The sequence below is a fragment of the Dyadobacter sediminis genome (assembly GCF_005860765.1).
Lineage (GTDB): Bacteria > Bacteroidota > Bacteroidia > Cytophagales > Spirosomataceae > Dyadobacter > Dyadobacter sediminis.
Window position 1 is genome coordinate 338,025 of the sequence record NZ_VCEI01000030.1, and the last position, 13,896, is coordinate 351,920.

General features: G+C 44.1%; 13 protein-coding genes. 9 read left to right on the forward strand and 4 right to left on the reverse strand.

What is annotated here, in order from left to right; genetic code table 11:
- Positions 1 to 16 precede the first annotated feature (16 nt).
- The 8 genes from nuoD (at position 17) to FEM55_RS22785 (ending at position 8,128) form a co-directional block, all read left to right on the forward strand.
- A complete protein-coding gene (gene nuoD / locus FEM55_RS22750) occupies positions 17 to 1,246 on the forward strand; it encodes an NADH dehydrogenase (quinone) subunit D (RefSeq protein ID WP_138283621.1) in 1,230 nt (409 codons plus the stop codon).
- A gap of 72 nt (positions 1,247 to 1,318) precedes the next feature.
- Positions 1,319 to 1,816, forward strand: coding sequence for an NADH-quinone oxidoreductase subunit NuoE family protein (locus FEM55_RS22755; RefSeq protein ID WP_138283622.1), 498 nt, complete (start codon positions 1,319 to 1,321; stop codon positions 1,814 to 1,816).
- A 24-nt stretch (positions 1,817 to 1,840) separates the two neighbouring features.
- Positions 1,841 to 3,181, forward strand: coding sequence for an NADH-quinone oxidoreductase subunit NuoF (gene nuoF / locus FEM55_RS22760; protein ID WP_138283623.1), 1,341 nt, complete (start codon positions 1,841 to 1,843; stop codon positions 3,179 to 3,181).
- A complete protein-coding gene (locus FEM55_RS22765; RefSeq protein WP_138283624.1) occupies positions 3,181 to 4,710 on the forward strand; it encodes a hypothetical protein in 1,530 nt (509 codons plus the stop codon). Before nuoF ends, FEM55_RS22765 begins: the two co-directional genes overlap by 1 nt.
- 21 nt (positions 4,711 to 4,731) lie before the next feature.
- Positions 4,732 to 5,847 carry an NADH-quinone oxidoreductase subunit G gene (locus tag FEM55_RS22770; RefSeq protein ID WP_138283625.1) on the forward strand — a complete coding sequence of 372 codons (1,116 nt, stop codon included), beginning with the start codon at positions 4,732 to 4,734 and terminating at the stop codon, positions 5,845 to 5,847.
- Between the two features lie 39 nt (positions 5,848 to 5,886).
- Positions 5,887 to 6,966 (forward strand): NADH-quinone oxidoreductase subunit NuoH, encoded by a 1,080-nt coding sequence (nuoH, locus tag FEM55_RS22775; RefSeq protein WP_138283626.1) that lies wholly within the window; start codon positions 5,887 to 5,889, stop codon positions 6,964 to 6,966.
- A 16-nt stretch (positions 6,967 to 6,982) separates the two neighbouring features.
- Positions 6,983 to 7,576: a NuoI/complex I 23 kDa subunit family protein gene (locus tag FEM55_RS22780; protein ID WP_138283627.1), complete on the forward strand. Its 594-nt coding sequence runs from the start codon at positions 6,983 to 6,985 to the stop codon at positions 7,574 to 7,576.
- Between the two features lie 33 nt (positions 7,577 to 7,609).
- Positions 7,610 to 8,128 carry an NADH-quinone oxidoreductase subunit J family protein gene (locus tag FEM55_RS22785; protein ID WP_138283628.1) on the forward strand — a complete coding sequence of 173 codons (519 nt, stop codon included), beginning with the start codon at positions 7,610 to 7,612 and terminating at the stop codon, positions 8,126 to 8,128.
- A 93-nt stretch (positions 8,129 to 8,221) separates the two neighbouring features.
- On the opposite strand, the gene gcvP is transcribed toward FEM55_RS22785, so the two are convergent.
- From gcvP to FEM55_RS22800, 3 genes are all read right to left on the reverse strand, one after another.
- Entirely contained in the window at positions 8,222 to 11,116 is a 2,895-nt protein-coding gene (gene gcvP, locus FEM55_RS22790; RefSeq protein ID WP_138283629.1) for an aminomethyl-transferring glycine dehydrogenase, read from the reverse strand.
- A 131-nt stretch (positions 11,117 to 11,247) separates the two neighbouring features.
- A complete protein-coding gene (locus FEM55_RS22795; protein WP_138283630.1) occupies positions 11,248 to 11,451 on the reverse strand; it encodes a hypothetical protein in 204 nt (67 codons plus the stop codon).
- A gap of 84 nt (positions 11,452 to 11,535) precedes the next feature.
- Entirely contained in the window at positions 11,536 to 12,792 is a 1,257-nt protein-coding gene (locus FEM55_RS22800) for a metallophosphoesterase (protein WP_138283631.1), read from the reverse strand.
- A 173-nt stretch (positions 12,793 to 12,965) separates the two neighbouring features.
- On the opposite strand from FEM55_RS22800, the gene FEM55_RS22805 reads away from it, so the two are divergent.
- Entirely contained in the window at positions 12,966 to 13,187 is a 222-nt protein-coding gene (locus FEM55_RS22805) for a penta-EF hand family protein (RefSeq protein ID WP_171036638.1), read from the forward strand.
- 12 nt (positions 13,188 to 13,199) lie between these two features.
- On the opposite strand, the gene FEM55_RS22810 is transcribed toward FEM55_RS22805, so the two are convergent.
- Positions 13,200 to 13,748 carry a YqgE/AlgH family protein gene (locus tag FEM55_RS22810; protein WP_138283632.1) on the reverse strand — a complete coding sequence of 183 codons (549 nt, stop codon included), beginning with the start codon at positions 13,746 to 13,748 and terminating at the stop codon, positions 13,200 to 13,202.
- Positions 13,749 to 13,896: the final 148 nt, after the last annotated feature.

Genomic DNA, 13,896 nt, shown 5'->3' on the forward strand with positions numbered 1-13,896 from the left:
CTATATTGATTAAAATATGGCAGATATTGAATTGTTACCACATAATGTTCCTTCACCCAACACAGAATTGCCTGAGCTGGTTGAGGAACTGACTACGCTTAACCTGGGTCCTACACACCCGGCAACACACGGGATTTTTCAAAACGTTCTGAAAATGGACGGTGAAAAAATCGTTTCGGGCGAGCAGACCATTGGATATATACATCGTGCATTTGAAAAAATTGCTGAAAGAAGAGCATTTTATCAGATTACTACATTAACCGACCGTATGAACTACTGTTCATCCCCGATCAATAATCTGGGATGGAATATGACAGTAGAGAAATTACTGGGTGTGGAAGTTCCGAAAAGAGCGCAGTACATCCGCGTGATTATGATGGAGCTTGCACGTATCACGGACCATTTGATCTGTAACAGCATTCTTGGCGTTGATACGGGTGCTTTTACCGGGTTTTTGTATGTTATGCAGAAACGGGAAGAAGTATATGAAATTTATGAAGAAGTTTGCGGAGCGCGTCTGACCACCAATATGGGCCGTTTGGGCGGCATGGAACGTGATCTTTCTACAACTGCAATCCGCAAGATTCATGAATTCATCAAGTCGTTTCCGCCGGTTCTGAAAGAGCTTGAAAAGCTGCTGAACCGTAACCGTATTTTCATGGACCGTACCATAAACGTGGGTCCGATTTCAGTGGAAAGAGCGTTGTCTTACGGTTTTACCGGACCTAATTTGCGTGCTGCCGGCCTGGATTATGATGTCCGTGTCATGAATCCTTATTCTTCTTACGAGGACTTTGATTTTTCAATTCCCGTTGGCCAGAACGGAGATACTTATGACCGTTACATGGTTCGCAATGAGGAAATGTGGCAAAGTCTGAAAATTGTGGAACAAGCCATCAACAACCTTCCGGAAGGGCCGTATTATGCGGATGCGCCGGAATATTACCTTCCTCCGAAAAAAGAAGTTTACAGGAACATGGAAGCGCTTATTTACCATTTCAAAATTGTAATGGGCGAAATAGATGCGCCTGCCGGAGAAGTTTATCATGCAGTGGAAGGAGGAAACGGCGAACTGGGCTTTTATCTGATCAGTGATGGCGGAAGAGCACCATACCGGCTTCATTTCCGCCGGCCAAGCTTTATCTATTATCAGGCATATCCTGAAATGTGTAAAGGCAGCACATTGTCCGATGCGATTTTAACAATGAGCAGCCTGAATGTAATTGCCGGAGAGCTGGATGCCTGAAAAAATGGACTTCAATCCATAAACAATAAGGTTTTCATGTTGGAAAACTTGTTTCAAAGACTATATTAAGAAATGACGGAAATCCCTAATCTTGTTGCGTTTACACCGGAACGACTGGAAAAAGTAAAAGAAATCATTGCACGTTATCCCGAGGGCCGGCAGAAATCAGCTCTTTTGCCTGTTCTGCACGTTGCACAGGAACAATGGGGCTGGCTGAGCAGTGAAGTAATGGATTATGTGGCTGGTATTCTAAGTATTGAGCCCGTGGAGGTTTACGAGGTTGCGACCTTTTACACGATGTATCATCTTGATCCGGTCGGAAAGCATGTCATCGAATATTGCCGTACAGGTCCTTGCTGCCTGATGGGCGGTGAAGATGTATATGGCCATCTGAAGCAAAAACTGGGTATCGGAGCAGGCGAGACTACATCGGACGGCCTTTTTACCCTGAAAGAAGTGGAATGTCTGGCGGCGTGCGGTTGGGGGCCGGTTTTTCAGATTCGTGAGAAGTATTATATGAATCTTACGAACGACCGCATAGACGAAATCATTGAAGAGTTAAGTAAATAAGCTGTAAGCTGAAAATATCCTCAAATGGCTAGAAAAATATTAACGGAGCATATCAATATTCCAGGTATTGAAAGCTTTGACGTTTACCGTCAGCAGGGAGGCTATACTGCCGTTGAAAAAGCTATAAAAACCATGACTCCGGAAGAAGTTGTGGAAGAAGCAAAAAAATCAGGTGTGCGCGGACGAGGCGGCGCCGGATTTCCGATGGGAATGAAATGGGGCTTTCTGGCAAAACCCGAAGGCGTTCCCCGTTATCTTGTATGCAACGCGGATGAATCCGAGCCTGGAACTTTCAAGGATCATCATTTAATGAAATCGATCCCTCATTTGCTGATCGAGGGAATGATCATTTCCAGTTTTGCACTTGGCGCTAACAAGTCTTTCATTTATGTCCGCGGTGAGCTGATGTATGTGATACGGATTCTGGAAAAAGCTATTGAAGAAGCAAAAGCAAAAGGATTTCTTGGAAAAAATATATTGGGAAGCGGCTACGATCTCGAACTGATTGTTCAGCCCGGCGGTGGCGCTTACATATGCGGAGAAGAAACGGCATTGCTGGAATCGCTTGAAGGCAAAAGAGGCAATCCGAGAAACAAACCTCCGTTCCCGGCAGTAAAAGGATTATATCAGAGCCCTACGGTCGTCAATAACGTGGAATCTATTTCCAATATGCCGTGGATTATCAATAACGGCGGCGATGCGTATGCAGCAATTGGAATCGGACGGAGTACGGGCACAAAACTGATTTCTGCATCAGGACACATCCAGAAACCGGGTGTTTACGAGATTGAACTTGGACTAAGCGTTGATGAATTCCTGAACTCGGACGAATATTGCGGCGGTATCAGAAAAGGACATTATCTGAAAGCACTGGTTGCAGGCGGTTCTTCCGTGCCCATTCTTCCTGCAAATCTGATTACAAAAACGGCCAATGGCGAAGATCGTCTGATGTCATATGAATCTTTGTCTGACGGCGGATTTGCAACGGGCACCATGCTGGGTTCAGGCGGGTTTATTGTTTTTGATGAAACAGCCTGTATCGTACGAAATACATGGAATTTTTCCCGTTTTTATCACCATGAATCGTGCGGACAATGCAGTCCATGCCGTGAAGGAACCGGCTGGATGGAAAAAGTACTGCACCGGATCGAGCATGGGCATGGCAGCATGCACGATATTGATCTGCTTGTCGATATTTCCAAGAAAATAGAAGGCAATACAATCTGTCCTTTGGGAGACGCGGCTGCGTGGCCTGTTGCCAGCGCAATCCGTCATTTCAGGGACGAATTCATGTGGCATATAACCAATCCGCTGGAAGCGTCGCAGCCGGGTGCTGTATATCAGGGAGAAATGGCACTGGTATAATGAATTTGAACAAAACCCTGCTTTGGATTAAAAACAATTCATTATCAATTTCTCTTGTTTTCGGACTGATCAGTTTTGTAATTCTTGTTGCCATTAAAATCAAGGCTTCAATCAGTTATCATCCTGATATTTCCGGAAGCGAGGGCAGCAGCATCGCTCCTATCCAGCTTCTTGTTGACGGAAATGCCATTTACCGCGATCCGGAAAATGCCCCTTTTCGTCTAACGCAGTATACGCCGCTTTACTTCTGTATGGTCGCATTTTTCTGCAAATTGGCAAACTGGCATGCTGCCGAGGTACACAAGATATATCTTGCAAGCAGGTTCTTTTCAAATGTTTTTACAATTTTGGCTGTATCCGTTGCAGGTTTACTGATTTTCCGGATTACAAAAAAGAAAATAGCAGGAATTCTAGCAGCATTGTATGTTTTTCATGTGCTAAGCTTCTGGTTTCTGACTACATCGCGGCCGGACAGTTTACTTGTGCTGCTGACTGCCCTTTTTATCTGTAGCGTTTATTACGCATTGAGCGGTACCGGAAATCAATACGGGTGGTACGTGGCAATCTTTATAGCCGTATCGGCTTTTTTTGTCAAGCAAAGCGGCGCCATTTTGTCCATTTCACTGGGTTTATTCTGGTTATGTACAAAGCAATGGAAAACGTTATTTACGCTGACTGTCTTTGGACTGGCCGTTTTCGGATTTTATCTGTTGCTTTTGCCGATCAACAGCGTAGATCTGTTTTTTACAAACATCATCGGAGGCGTTGCGAATTCTGCCAGCTGGGGCTGGTTTTATGACTGGACACTTCAGCACTGGCTATTGCAGTTTGCGCCTTTGATTGTCATCAACATCATCGTAAGTGCCTACATACTTTATTACAAGCCTTCCGACTTTTACCTGTTTTTGACTCTATGTTGTTTTATGTTTTTTGTATTTTCAACAACAACCGCTTTTAAAATAGGTGCAGGCGTCGGTTATTATCAGGATTATATGCTTACAGCGGTGGTGCAGATTACTTTATTTACCTGTGATGCGGCAAACCGGCATATTTTCAACAATGATTTTTTAAGGTCCGGATTATCGCTGTACCTTGTTCTGGCGTTTATGCATTGTACAATATTTTTGTTTATGAAGTACAATGCATCCAGCAATGAAAATTTTGTAAGCCACTATATTGAAGAACGAAAGGTATCCGAGTATCTTTATCACGATAAAAAGTTAAAGGAAAATGAATGGGTTTATGTATGCCCCGGAGCAGGAGAAGGAAGTTTCGGCGGTTATCTTCTGAATCATTTTTTGGTCAGGAATGCCCTGATCCCTTTTGCAGATCTCGTTTACCTCGCTGACCGGAACGGTACTTTCAATTACGACAAGTTCCGAAGCATGGTTAGGAAAAAGGAAATCAAATATGTAATTTCAAAGAAGGGAAGTGTACCCGTTAATATACTAAATTACGATTTTGGAACTACTTTAAAGTATAATTCCACAATTGGCTCATTCGATATATATGAAGCAAACAAACTATAGAATTGTGAATAGTTATTTGGCATGGAAGAAATAAAACCTCAACTGATAAAAATCACTTTTGACGGCATTGAAGTCGAAGTAGAGCCCGGCACCACCATTATGCAGGCTGCACGTAAAATTGCCGAAGCTGATGCTTCTCAATCTGCGCTGGTGCCACCGGCAATGTGCTACTATAAACCGTTGCCGACATCCGGCGGTAAATGCCGTGCATGCCTTGTAAGAGTTGCGCAGGGTTCTGCAAAAGATCCGCGTCCGATGCCGAAACTGGTTCCATCCTGCATCACGCAGGTTCAGGAAGGCATGGTTGTAGAAAACACCACCAATCAGGCTGTTTTGGATACCCGTAAAAGCATCGTTGAATTCCTGCTGATCAATCATCCACTTGACTGCCCGATCTGTGATCAGGCCGGTGAATGCCACCTTCAGGATTTTGCCTTTGAACACGGTTCTGCCAAAACCCGCTATGAAGAAGACAGAAGGACTTTCGACAAAATTGACATAGGTCCTTATGTTCAGCTGCATATGACGCGATGCATCCTTTGCTACCGCTGCGTTTACACGGCAGATCAGATTACAGACAAGCGTGTGCATGGCGTAATGAACCGCGGAGATGCATCGGAAATCAGTACTTACATCGAAAAGGCAATCGATAACGATTTTTCCGGAAATGTAATCGACGTTTGTCCCGTTGGCGCTCTTACGGATAAAACATACCGCTTTAAAAACAGAGTCTGGTTTACAAAGCCGGAAGATGCGCACAGAGATTGCGATAAATGCTGCGGAAAAGTAACGCTTTGGTACCGTGGCGAAGAAGTGATCCGGATTACTGCACGAAAAAATACATGGGGTGAGGTCAATGACTTTATCTGCAACACGTGCCGTTTTGAAAAGAAAAAAACAAGTGACTGGGTACTGGAAGGACCAACGAAAGTAAAAAGAAGCTCTGTTATTTCAACGAATAAATACCGTTCGGACCTGGTTAAAAATCCTGATTTTGCACTGAAACTCGCTGAAAGCCAGTATAAGAAAATTGATGATTCGCGTGAATATGTTACGGATGAGGAAGTTGTTCGTCATCAGAGCATAGAAAATAATGACAAGGCAAATCACAGATCTTTGCTGGCCAAAAACAATTGATGCAGTACTGACAACAAATTATTCAACTACGTTTAAAAAATGGATTTAATAGAGTTTTCAATTAAAACTGCGACAATTTTTGTTGTTTTTGTGCTTACCCTGCTCATTGCGATGTATTCTACATGGGCAGAGCGTAAAGTAGCTGGATTCATACAAGACCGCATGGGACCTAACCGGGCAGGACCGGGCGGATTGCTGCAGCCACTGGCAGATGCGGGCAAAATGTTTTTTAAAGAAGATTTTATTCCTGCACTTGCCAACAAATGGCTCTTCATTGCGGGTCCGTGCCTTGCCATGCTCACTGCGCTTCTGGCCAGTGCCGTAATCCCATTCGGAAGCACATTCCGGTTTAACGGACACGAAGTAAATCTTCAGGGCGTTGAATCCAATATCGGGATACTTTATGTTTTTGGTGTTGTGGCGCTTGGCGTTTACGGAATTATGGTCGGCGGATGGGCTTCCAATAACAAATTTTCTCTTCTGGGTGCCATCCGGGCAGCTTCGCAAAATATCAGTTATGAAGTGGCTATGGGTTTATCGCTGATTGCGATCCTGATGATGAGCAGCTCGCTTTCACTGGGTGAAATTGTTTCACAACAGCACGGCGGTAACTGGAACATTTTTTACCAGCCACTGGGTTTTATTATTTTCATAACCTGTTCTTTCGCAGAATGTAACCGTGTTCCTTTTGACCTTCCTGAATGTGAAACAGAGCTTGTAGGCGGTTACCATACGGAATACGGAAGTATGAAACTGGGTTTTTACCTGTTTGCAGAATACATCAACATGTTTGTTTCCTCGGCGATTATTTCCGTTCTGTATTTCGGCGGTTATAACTATCCCGGAATGGATTGGGTTTATACTCAGCTTACAGATGCGTTTGGAACCCAGACAGGCCATAACATTGCAACGCTGATCGGAACTGCGGTATTCTTCGGAAAAACGCTGTTCTTTATATTCTTTTATATGTGGGTACGCTGGACCATTCCGCGTTTCCGTTACGATCAGCTGATGAATCTGGGTTGGAAAAAATTGATTCCATTGGCTATTTTCAATATTATTATTACAGGTGCTGCAGTGTTGTTTCTCAAACCTGCAATTACTGCCTGGCTGAATTAAATTAAAATGTATTGCTATGCAATTGACAAACCGCTCAAAGCAAGTAAGCAATAAAGAAATGACGCTGATGGAGCGTGCATACCTGCCAGCTATTGCAACTGGTCTGGCGATCACCATCAAGCACTTTTTTGCTAAAAAAGTTACCATTCAATATCCGGAAGTTAAAAGATATCTTGGCCCTGTTTTCAGAGGAAGACACATTCTCAAAAGGGATGAAGATGGCAGGGAACGCTGCACCGCATGCGGATTGTGTGCCGTTGCCTGTCCTGCTGAAGCCATTTCGATGATTGCAGCCGAACGTGAAAAGGGTGAAGAAAACCTGTACCGTGAAGAAAAATATGCGGCCGTGTACGAAGTAAATATGCTCAGGTGTATTTTCTGCGGCCTATGTGAGGAAGCATGCCCGAAACAGGCTGTATATCTTCGCCATGATGAATTCATTCCGGTCTTTGCTGATCGTGATCAGGTTATCTGGGGAAAAGATTTGCTGGTGGAAGACATGAATAACCGCTACACACGCGAGGCATGGACCAAAGAAGAAGCACGTGTTCTGGACCTGAAAAAAGCCAGCGGAGAAGTAACAAATGTAGTTCCAAGAGCCATTCCCTGATCTGATCCAATTACGGCATTAAAGCCAATTATTATGAATTCGTCCGTATCATTTTTCTATTTTCTTTCATTTCTTACCATTCTGAGCGCTGTAATGGTGGTTATATCACGCAATCCGATTCATAGCGTGCTTTATCTGATCCTGACATTTTTTTCACTGTCGGGCCATTATATTCTGCTGAATGCACAGTTTCTTGCGGCGGTGAACATCATCGTTTATGCCGGGGCCATTATGGTGCTCTTCCTTTTTGTAATTATGTTCCTAAACATAAAGCAGGATCAGGAAGAAACAAAAAACAACCTGACAAAAATTGCTGCTGCTGTTGTAGGCGGAACCGTTTTTGTAATTCTGTTTGGTGCTTACCGTAAAACTGCAATCCCGGCGTTCAATCCGGATCAGTTCGATTCACAAATCGGAATGATCGAGAGCCTGGGAAATTTGCTATTCCGTGACTATCTGCTTCCTTTCGAGCTGGCTTCTATTCTGCTTCTGGTAGCGATGGTAGGAGCAGTAATGCTGGGTAAAAGAGAAATCGGGGAAAGACATTTCTAGATTTTTTACCTGAAAGATAGATACATTCATAAAAAAAGGGGGAGCATACTCAATCAAGTATCTCCCCTTTTTCTATGTCCGGATTTGATTAAATCAGTTTGCCTCGGCTTCGGAATAAGCTTCCACCGGAATGCATGAGCAGATCAGATTACGGTCTCCGTAAGCGCTGTCTACGCGGCTTACACTTGGCCAGAACTTGTTAAACCGTAAATGCGGCAAAGGAAATGCGGCTTTTTCGCGGCTGTAAGAACGGTTCCAGTTTTCACTCAGCAAAATTCTTGACGTATGCGGCGCATTTTTCAGAACATTGTCTGCACGGTCGGCTGCGCCTTCTTCTATTTCCCGGATTTCATTGCGAATGGCAATCATGGTGTCACAAAAACGGTCTAGTTCCGCCTTTGATTCCGATTCCGTCGGCTCAATCATCAGAGTTCCTGCCACCGGAAATGACAAAGTTGGTGCATGAAACCCGTAATCCATCAAACGTTTGGCAAGATCTTCTGCCTCTACGCCTACGGCTTTGAAGGAACGGCAGTCCAGAATCATTTCATGCGCACAGCGACCATTGCTGCCGGTATAAAGTACATCATAATGTCCGCTCAAACGTTCTTTGATGTAATTAGCATTCAGGATGGCATATTTGGTAGCATTCGTAAGTCCTTCGCCACCCATCATGGCAATGTAAGCATAAGAAATAGTCAGAATACTTGCGCTGCCATAAGGTGCTGCGGAAACAGCACCTGCTTCACCTGCCGGCAAATGCTCCGGCTGTGTACTGAAATTAACATGTCCCGGCAAAAACGGCATCAGATGCTCGGCAACGCCGATCGGACCTACGCCCGGGCCTCCGCCTCCATGCGGAATACAGAATGTTTTATGCAGGTTAAGGTGACAAACATCTGCTCCGATTGTCGCCGGGCTTGTCAGTCCAACCTGTGCATTCATGTTCGCGCCGTCCATGTAAACCTGTCCGCCGTAAGAATGGATCATGGAACAGATTTCGATGATACTTTCTTCGTAAACGCCGTGTGTTGAAGGATAAGTAACCATCAGGCACGACAGTTCATTGCTGTATTGCGCTGCTTTTGATTTTAGATCTTCCACATCAATGTTTCCGCTTTCATCACATCTGGTGACCACTACTTTCATTCCGGCCATTACTGCGGAAGCAGGGTTTGTTCCGTGCGCGGAAGAAGGAATCAGTGCTACATTCCGGTGATGATCGCCGCGGCTTTCGTGATAAGCACGAATGGCCATTAATCCGGCATATTCACCTTGAGCACCGGAATTGGGCTGAAACGACATCGCTGCAAAACCGGTAATTTCACATAGCCATGTATTCAGTTCACTTACAAGCTGTGCGTAGCCGCCAACCTGATTGGTAGGAGCGAAAGGGTGAATGGCACCGAATTCCGGCCATGTCAGCGGAATCATTTCAGCCGTTGCATTCAGTTTCATGGTGCAGCTACCCAGAGAAATCATGGAATGAACAAGAGATAAATCCTTATTTTCCAGCGATTTCAGATAACGCAGCATTTCGTGCTCGGTATGGTGCGTATTGAATACCGGATGTGTCAGGTAATCGGAAGTACGAACCAGGTTTTCGGGTATTGAAATTTCCAGTTCCTCGTCAATAACCATTTCGCCCTGAAAACCTGAAACTTCTGCAAATACGTTCAGAAGTGCGATGGTGTCATCAAAGGTTTTGGCTTCATCAAACGACACAGAAACACTTTCCTCTTTATTGTATTTCAAATTGATACCCCATTTCAAAGCCTGTTCCCTTAACTTTCTGGTTAAAGGCGTTTTTACCGTAACGGTATCAAAATAATTTTCCGTAACAACTTCGTAATTGAACTTCCGGATTGTATCGGCAAACAAACGCGTAAGACCATGCGTACGCGCTGCAATGGCTTTGATTCCTTCCGGACCGTGGTAAACCGAGTAGGCGCCTGCGATAACGGCAAGAAGAACCTGAGCCGTACAGATGTTTGAAGTCGCTTTCTCACGACGGATATGCTGCTCACGAGTTTGCAAAGCCATTCTGAGCGCGCGGTTTCCTTCTGTGTCCACAGAAACACCAATGATACGACCCGGAATGCTTCGTTTGAAAGCTTCCTTCGTTGCAAAATAGGCCGCATGTGGACCACCGTAGCCCATTGGAACGCCAAAGCGCTGCGAAGAGCCCACTACAACGTCAGCACCCATTTCGCCGGGCGATTTTAATAATGCCAATGCCAGCAAATCAGCTGCTACACAAACTGAAATATGCAGGTCATGCGCTGCTGCAATAAAATCGGTATAATCGATTACTTCACCGTTTGTGGCGGGATATTGCACCAGAACACCATACAGATTTTCATTCGTAAGATCAACACTTGCATGATTTCCTACAATTACTTCAATACCGATCGGTTTGGCGCGGGTATGAATCAGATCAATGGTTTGAGGATGGCAAAGTTCTGAAACAAAAAACGTGTTTGCTTTCTTTTTAGCAGAAGGACGAAGGCCGTACAGCATGGTCATTGCTTCTGCCGCCGCAGTTGCTTCATCGAGTAACGATGCATTGGCGATTTCCATTCCGGTAAGGTCGGTAACTACTGTCTGAAAATTCAGCAGCATTTCCAGCCTTCCCTGCGCGATTTCTGCCTGATAAGGCGTATATGCCGTATACCACGCCGGATTTTCCAGTATATTTCTCAGGATTACATTGGGTGTTACGGTATCATAATAACCTGTTCCTATATAGGACCTGAGTATGGCATTTTTAGAGGCTATTTTTTTAATGCCCTGCAGGAATTCACGTTCCGATTTCGGTTTTGGCAAATTCAATGGTTTTTGCAGACGTATTGCCGGCGGAAGTGTCTGCCCGATCAACTCGTCCAGAGATGCTGCTCCGATCGTATTCAGCATTTCCTGTAATTCCTGCTCATCTTTACCGTGATGACGGTTTTCAAATTTATCCTGATTCCGAAGATTAATTTTCATTCAACTTGGGCTGACAATGCCGTTAAAGATGGTTTTTAAAATACAAAAGTAAGCAAATCCAGACAAATCTTTCAGAGATCACCGGCATTGCTTACTCTTGAATATGTACAAATTCTGAGCTTGATGTAATATTAGTGGTTCGGGCATCCGCAATCGGATTTCCGTTTGAAAATTCCCAGTATTTTTTTGGATCTAGGCTTTTTGTAACCTTTGTATTTCTTCTTTTTCCCAAGCATCTCCATTTTGGAAGCTTTGGCGGAAGTGCCAGCTGCATTTGCTGCCGGAAGGCCGAAAAAAAGCGTAAATACAAGAAATAGCGGTGCAAGGTTTTTCATTTTTATCAAATTTCAGCATTAACAAGTATATATTCAACGCAATTCTAACTGAAAACGGTATAAGCGGAATTTCGGTTTCAATGTTTACGCTTTTACCAGTTCCATGATCGTTATTTCCGGCAAAATCCCTACTCTTCCCGGATAGCCCAAGTAACCAAAACCACGGTTAACGTACAAAAACTGATCATTTTCTTCGTACAATCCGGCCCACTGTTTGTATCTGTACTGCACCGGGCTCCATTTCACTTTACCGATTTCCACACCAAACTGCATGCCGTGCGTATGTCCTGCAAATGCAATATCAATGTCTTTGTATTTTGGCAAAACCTGTGCTTGCCAGTGACTTGGATCATGCGACAACAACAGCTTTACCGGAAAGTCACCGGTATTTTGATAAGCTTTTTCCAGATTGCCATACTTCGCAAAATTTCCTGCGCCCCAGTTCTGGATTCCGATCAAACCGATCTCTTCTCCGTCTACCCGGATCGCGCGGTTTTCATCCAGCATGAGGTTCCAGCCCATGACCTGATGTGCTTTCTGCAGGTTTCTGAGATTGGCGGCCTTTTCCTGAACACCTGACCATTGAACATAGTCGCCATAATCATGATTGCCCAAAACTGAATGCACACCAAGCGGCGCTTTTACCTTGTCAAAAATATTGATATAATCCTGTACTTCCATGGCCCGGTCATTCACAAGATCACCTGTAAAAAAAGCTATGTCCGGCTTTTCTTTCATCAGCATTTCAATTCCGCCTTTGACCGCTGTTTTGTTGAAAAAACTGCCTGAATGGATGTCCGATAACTGCGCAATTTTAATTCCATGAAAAGCCCGCGGCAGATTTTTCAGCGGAACGCGTACTCTTCTAATGCGGTAATCGTGCGCACCGGATAAAATCCCAAATGCAAAAGTCCCCATCAATCCGGCGCTTGCGACAACAGCCGTCGTTGCCAGAAACTGCGATCGCGGAATGGAAGGCTCACCGGTTTCGAGCGAAACAGGTGCGGCAGAAGGAATAAAGAAACTGGTTACCCATTGTAAAAACCGCCTGGCGTCATCAATCAGTAAAACCAGAACACCCAGGAATTTGGAAAGGTATGGGATGGCAATAAAGGCAACGATGAACGTCCGGGTCGTACTTTTGAAATAGTCGGGCGGCAACAGCTGCATGCCTATGTAAGCAAACAATGTAATTGCGGTAAGGCCCCAGTATGCACCGCCAATCCAGCGCTGTGTCAACGGATTCAGATTACGGATGACCATTCTCAGGCCCTGCCACAAATACCAGTCAATGGCAACAAGGATAAACGTCAAAAATATAAAAAAGAAAGTCCTGTTCATTTCAAGCATTAATTACCAAATATGCTACATCAACATTCATCAGGATTTTCTCGTTCGGAGCGCGAATCAGATTCTTGAAGTTTATTTATATCACAAAAAAGAATTGATTCTTCATTGAATTTTGGAGGCTAAAACGTGTTATATATTTTTGAAATAGTAATCTGCTGTCCATTATGCCGAATTTTGATTTTAAAAGATTTCACATCCGCTCCATGAACGCAGGCTCTGATCAGGAAAGAGCCGCTATTAATCAGGAACTTAAAGATCTTTATGCTTCTCTTTCCGGAGATGACAAAAAGATTTTTAACGAACAGCTTCAGACATTCCTGACCAAAGAAGTAAGCCGTATCAAATCAGATTATGAATCCGTTCAGGGTCTCAATCAGGCCAACTGATTTAAAAAAAGGTTAATTAAGGCGCGGATCAATCGGGTAATGAGCTATGGAACGGTACTCTCCGCCCATATTTTTCAGGATTTCACGCCAGAAATTGCCTGGTGTTGTTGTAAAAAGAAAATCCGATGTTGTGTTCGTGATAATCCAGGAGTCCTGACGTATTTCTTCATCCAGCTGGCCTCCGCTCCACCCCGAATATCCGATAAAGAAGCGGACATCATCCGGCTGAATTGTATTCAGGTTCAGAAGTGTTTTTACACTGTTGAAATCCCCGCCCCAGAACACGTCTTTCATGATTTCAGTGCCTCCGGCAATAAGGTCCGGCCTTCTGTGAATAAAATGCAATGTATTTTTTTCGACCGGACCGCCAAGATGCAGCGGTATGTCCTGATAAATGGTCTCTTCCAGTACATCGCCCAGGAAAAGGTCTGTCAGTTGGTTCAGTACAAAACCAAAGCTTCCCAGTTCATTGTGCTCACACATCAGAATTACCCCTCTTTCAAAGTTCGGATCTCCAAGAAATGGTTTGGCAATTAACAAGCTTCCTTTTGAAACACTCATAATTAAAGATATAACTGGCCAATATGACTCATTCAAAAACGTAATATATTTATTTTTTTGTACCTATTCTGTCAGGATTAGCAAAAGGCTGAAAAGCTTTTTACTATTTTACGGTCATCATAAAAAGAATGCCAGTCATTCATACGTA

What these genes read in the sequence shown, in the direction of transcription:
- FEM55_RS22780 (WP_138283627.1), top strand. Translation starts at nt 6,983, where the DNA reads ATGCAATTGACAAACCGCTCAAAGCAAGTAAGCAATAAAGAAATGACG.
- gcvP (WP_138283629.1), bottom strand. Translation starts at nt 11,116, where the DNA reads ATGAAAATTAATCTTCGGAATCAGGATAAATTTGAAAACCGTCATCAC.
- nuoF (WP_138283623.1), top strand. Translation starts at nt 1,841, where the DNA reads ATGGCTAGAAAAATATTAACGGAGCATATCAATATTCCAGGTATTGAA.
- FEM55_RS22755 (WP_138283622.1), top strand. Translation starts at nt 1,319, where the DNA reads ATGACGGAAATCCCTAATCTTGTTGCGTTTACACCGGAACGACTGGAA.
- nuoH (WP_138283626.1), top strand. Translation starts at nt 5,887, where the DNA reads ATGGATTTAATAGAGTTTTCAATTAAAACTGCGACAATTTTTGTTGTT.
- FEM55_RS22785 (WP_138283628.1), top strand. Translation starts at nt 7,610, where the DNA reads ATGAATTCGTCCGTATCATTTTTCTATTTTCTTTCATTTCTTACCATT.
- FEM55_RS22795 (WP_138283630.1), bottom strand. Translation starts at nt 11,451, where the DNA reads ATGAAAAACCTTGCACCGCTATTTCTTGTATTTACGCTTTTTTTCGGC.
- FEM55_RS22770 (WP_138283625.1), top strand. Translation starts at nt 4,732, where the DNA reads ATGGAAGAAATAAAACCTCAACTGATAAAAATCACTTTTGACGGCATT.
- FEM55_RS22800 (WP_138283631.1), bottom strand. Translation starts at nt 12,792, where the DNA reads ATGAACAGGACTTTCTTTTTTATATTTTTGACGTTTATCCTTGTTGCC.
- nuoD (WP_138283621.1), top strand. Translation starts at nt 17, where the DNA reads ATGGCAGATATTGAATTGTTACCACATAATGTTCCTTCACCCAACACA.
- FEM55_RS22805 (WP_171036638.1), top strand. Translation starts at nt 12,966, where the DNA reads ATGCCGAATTTTGATTTTAAAAGATTTCACATCCGCTCCATGAACGCA.
- FEM55_RS22810 (WP_138283632.1), bottom strand. Translation starts at nt 13,748, where the DNA reads ATGAGTGTTTCAAAAGGAAGCTTGTTAATTGCCAAACCATTTCTTGGA.
- FEM55_RS22765 (WP_138283624.1), top strand. Translation starts at nt 3,181, where the DNA reads ATGAATTTGAACAAAACCCTGCTTTGGATTAAAAACAATTCATTATCA.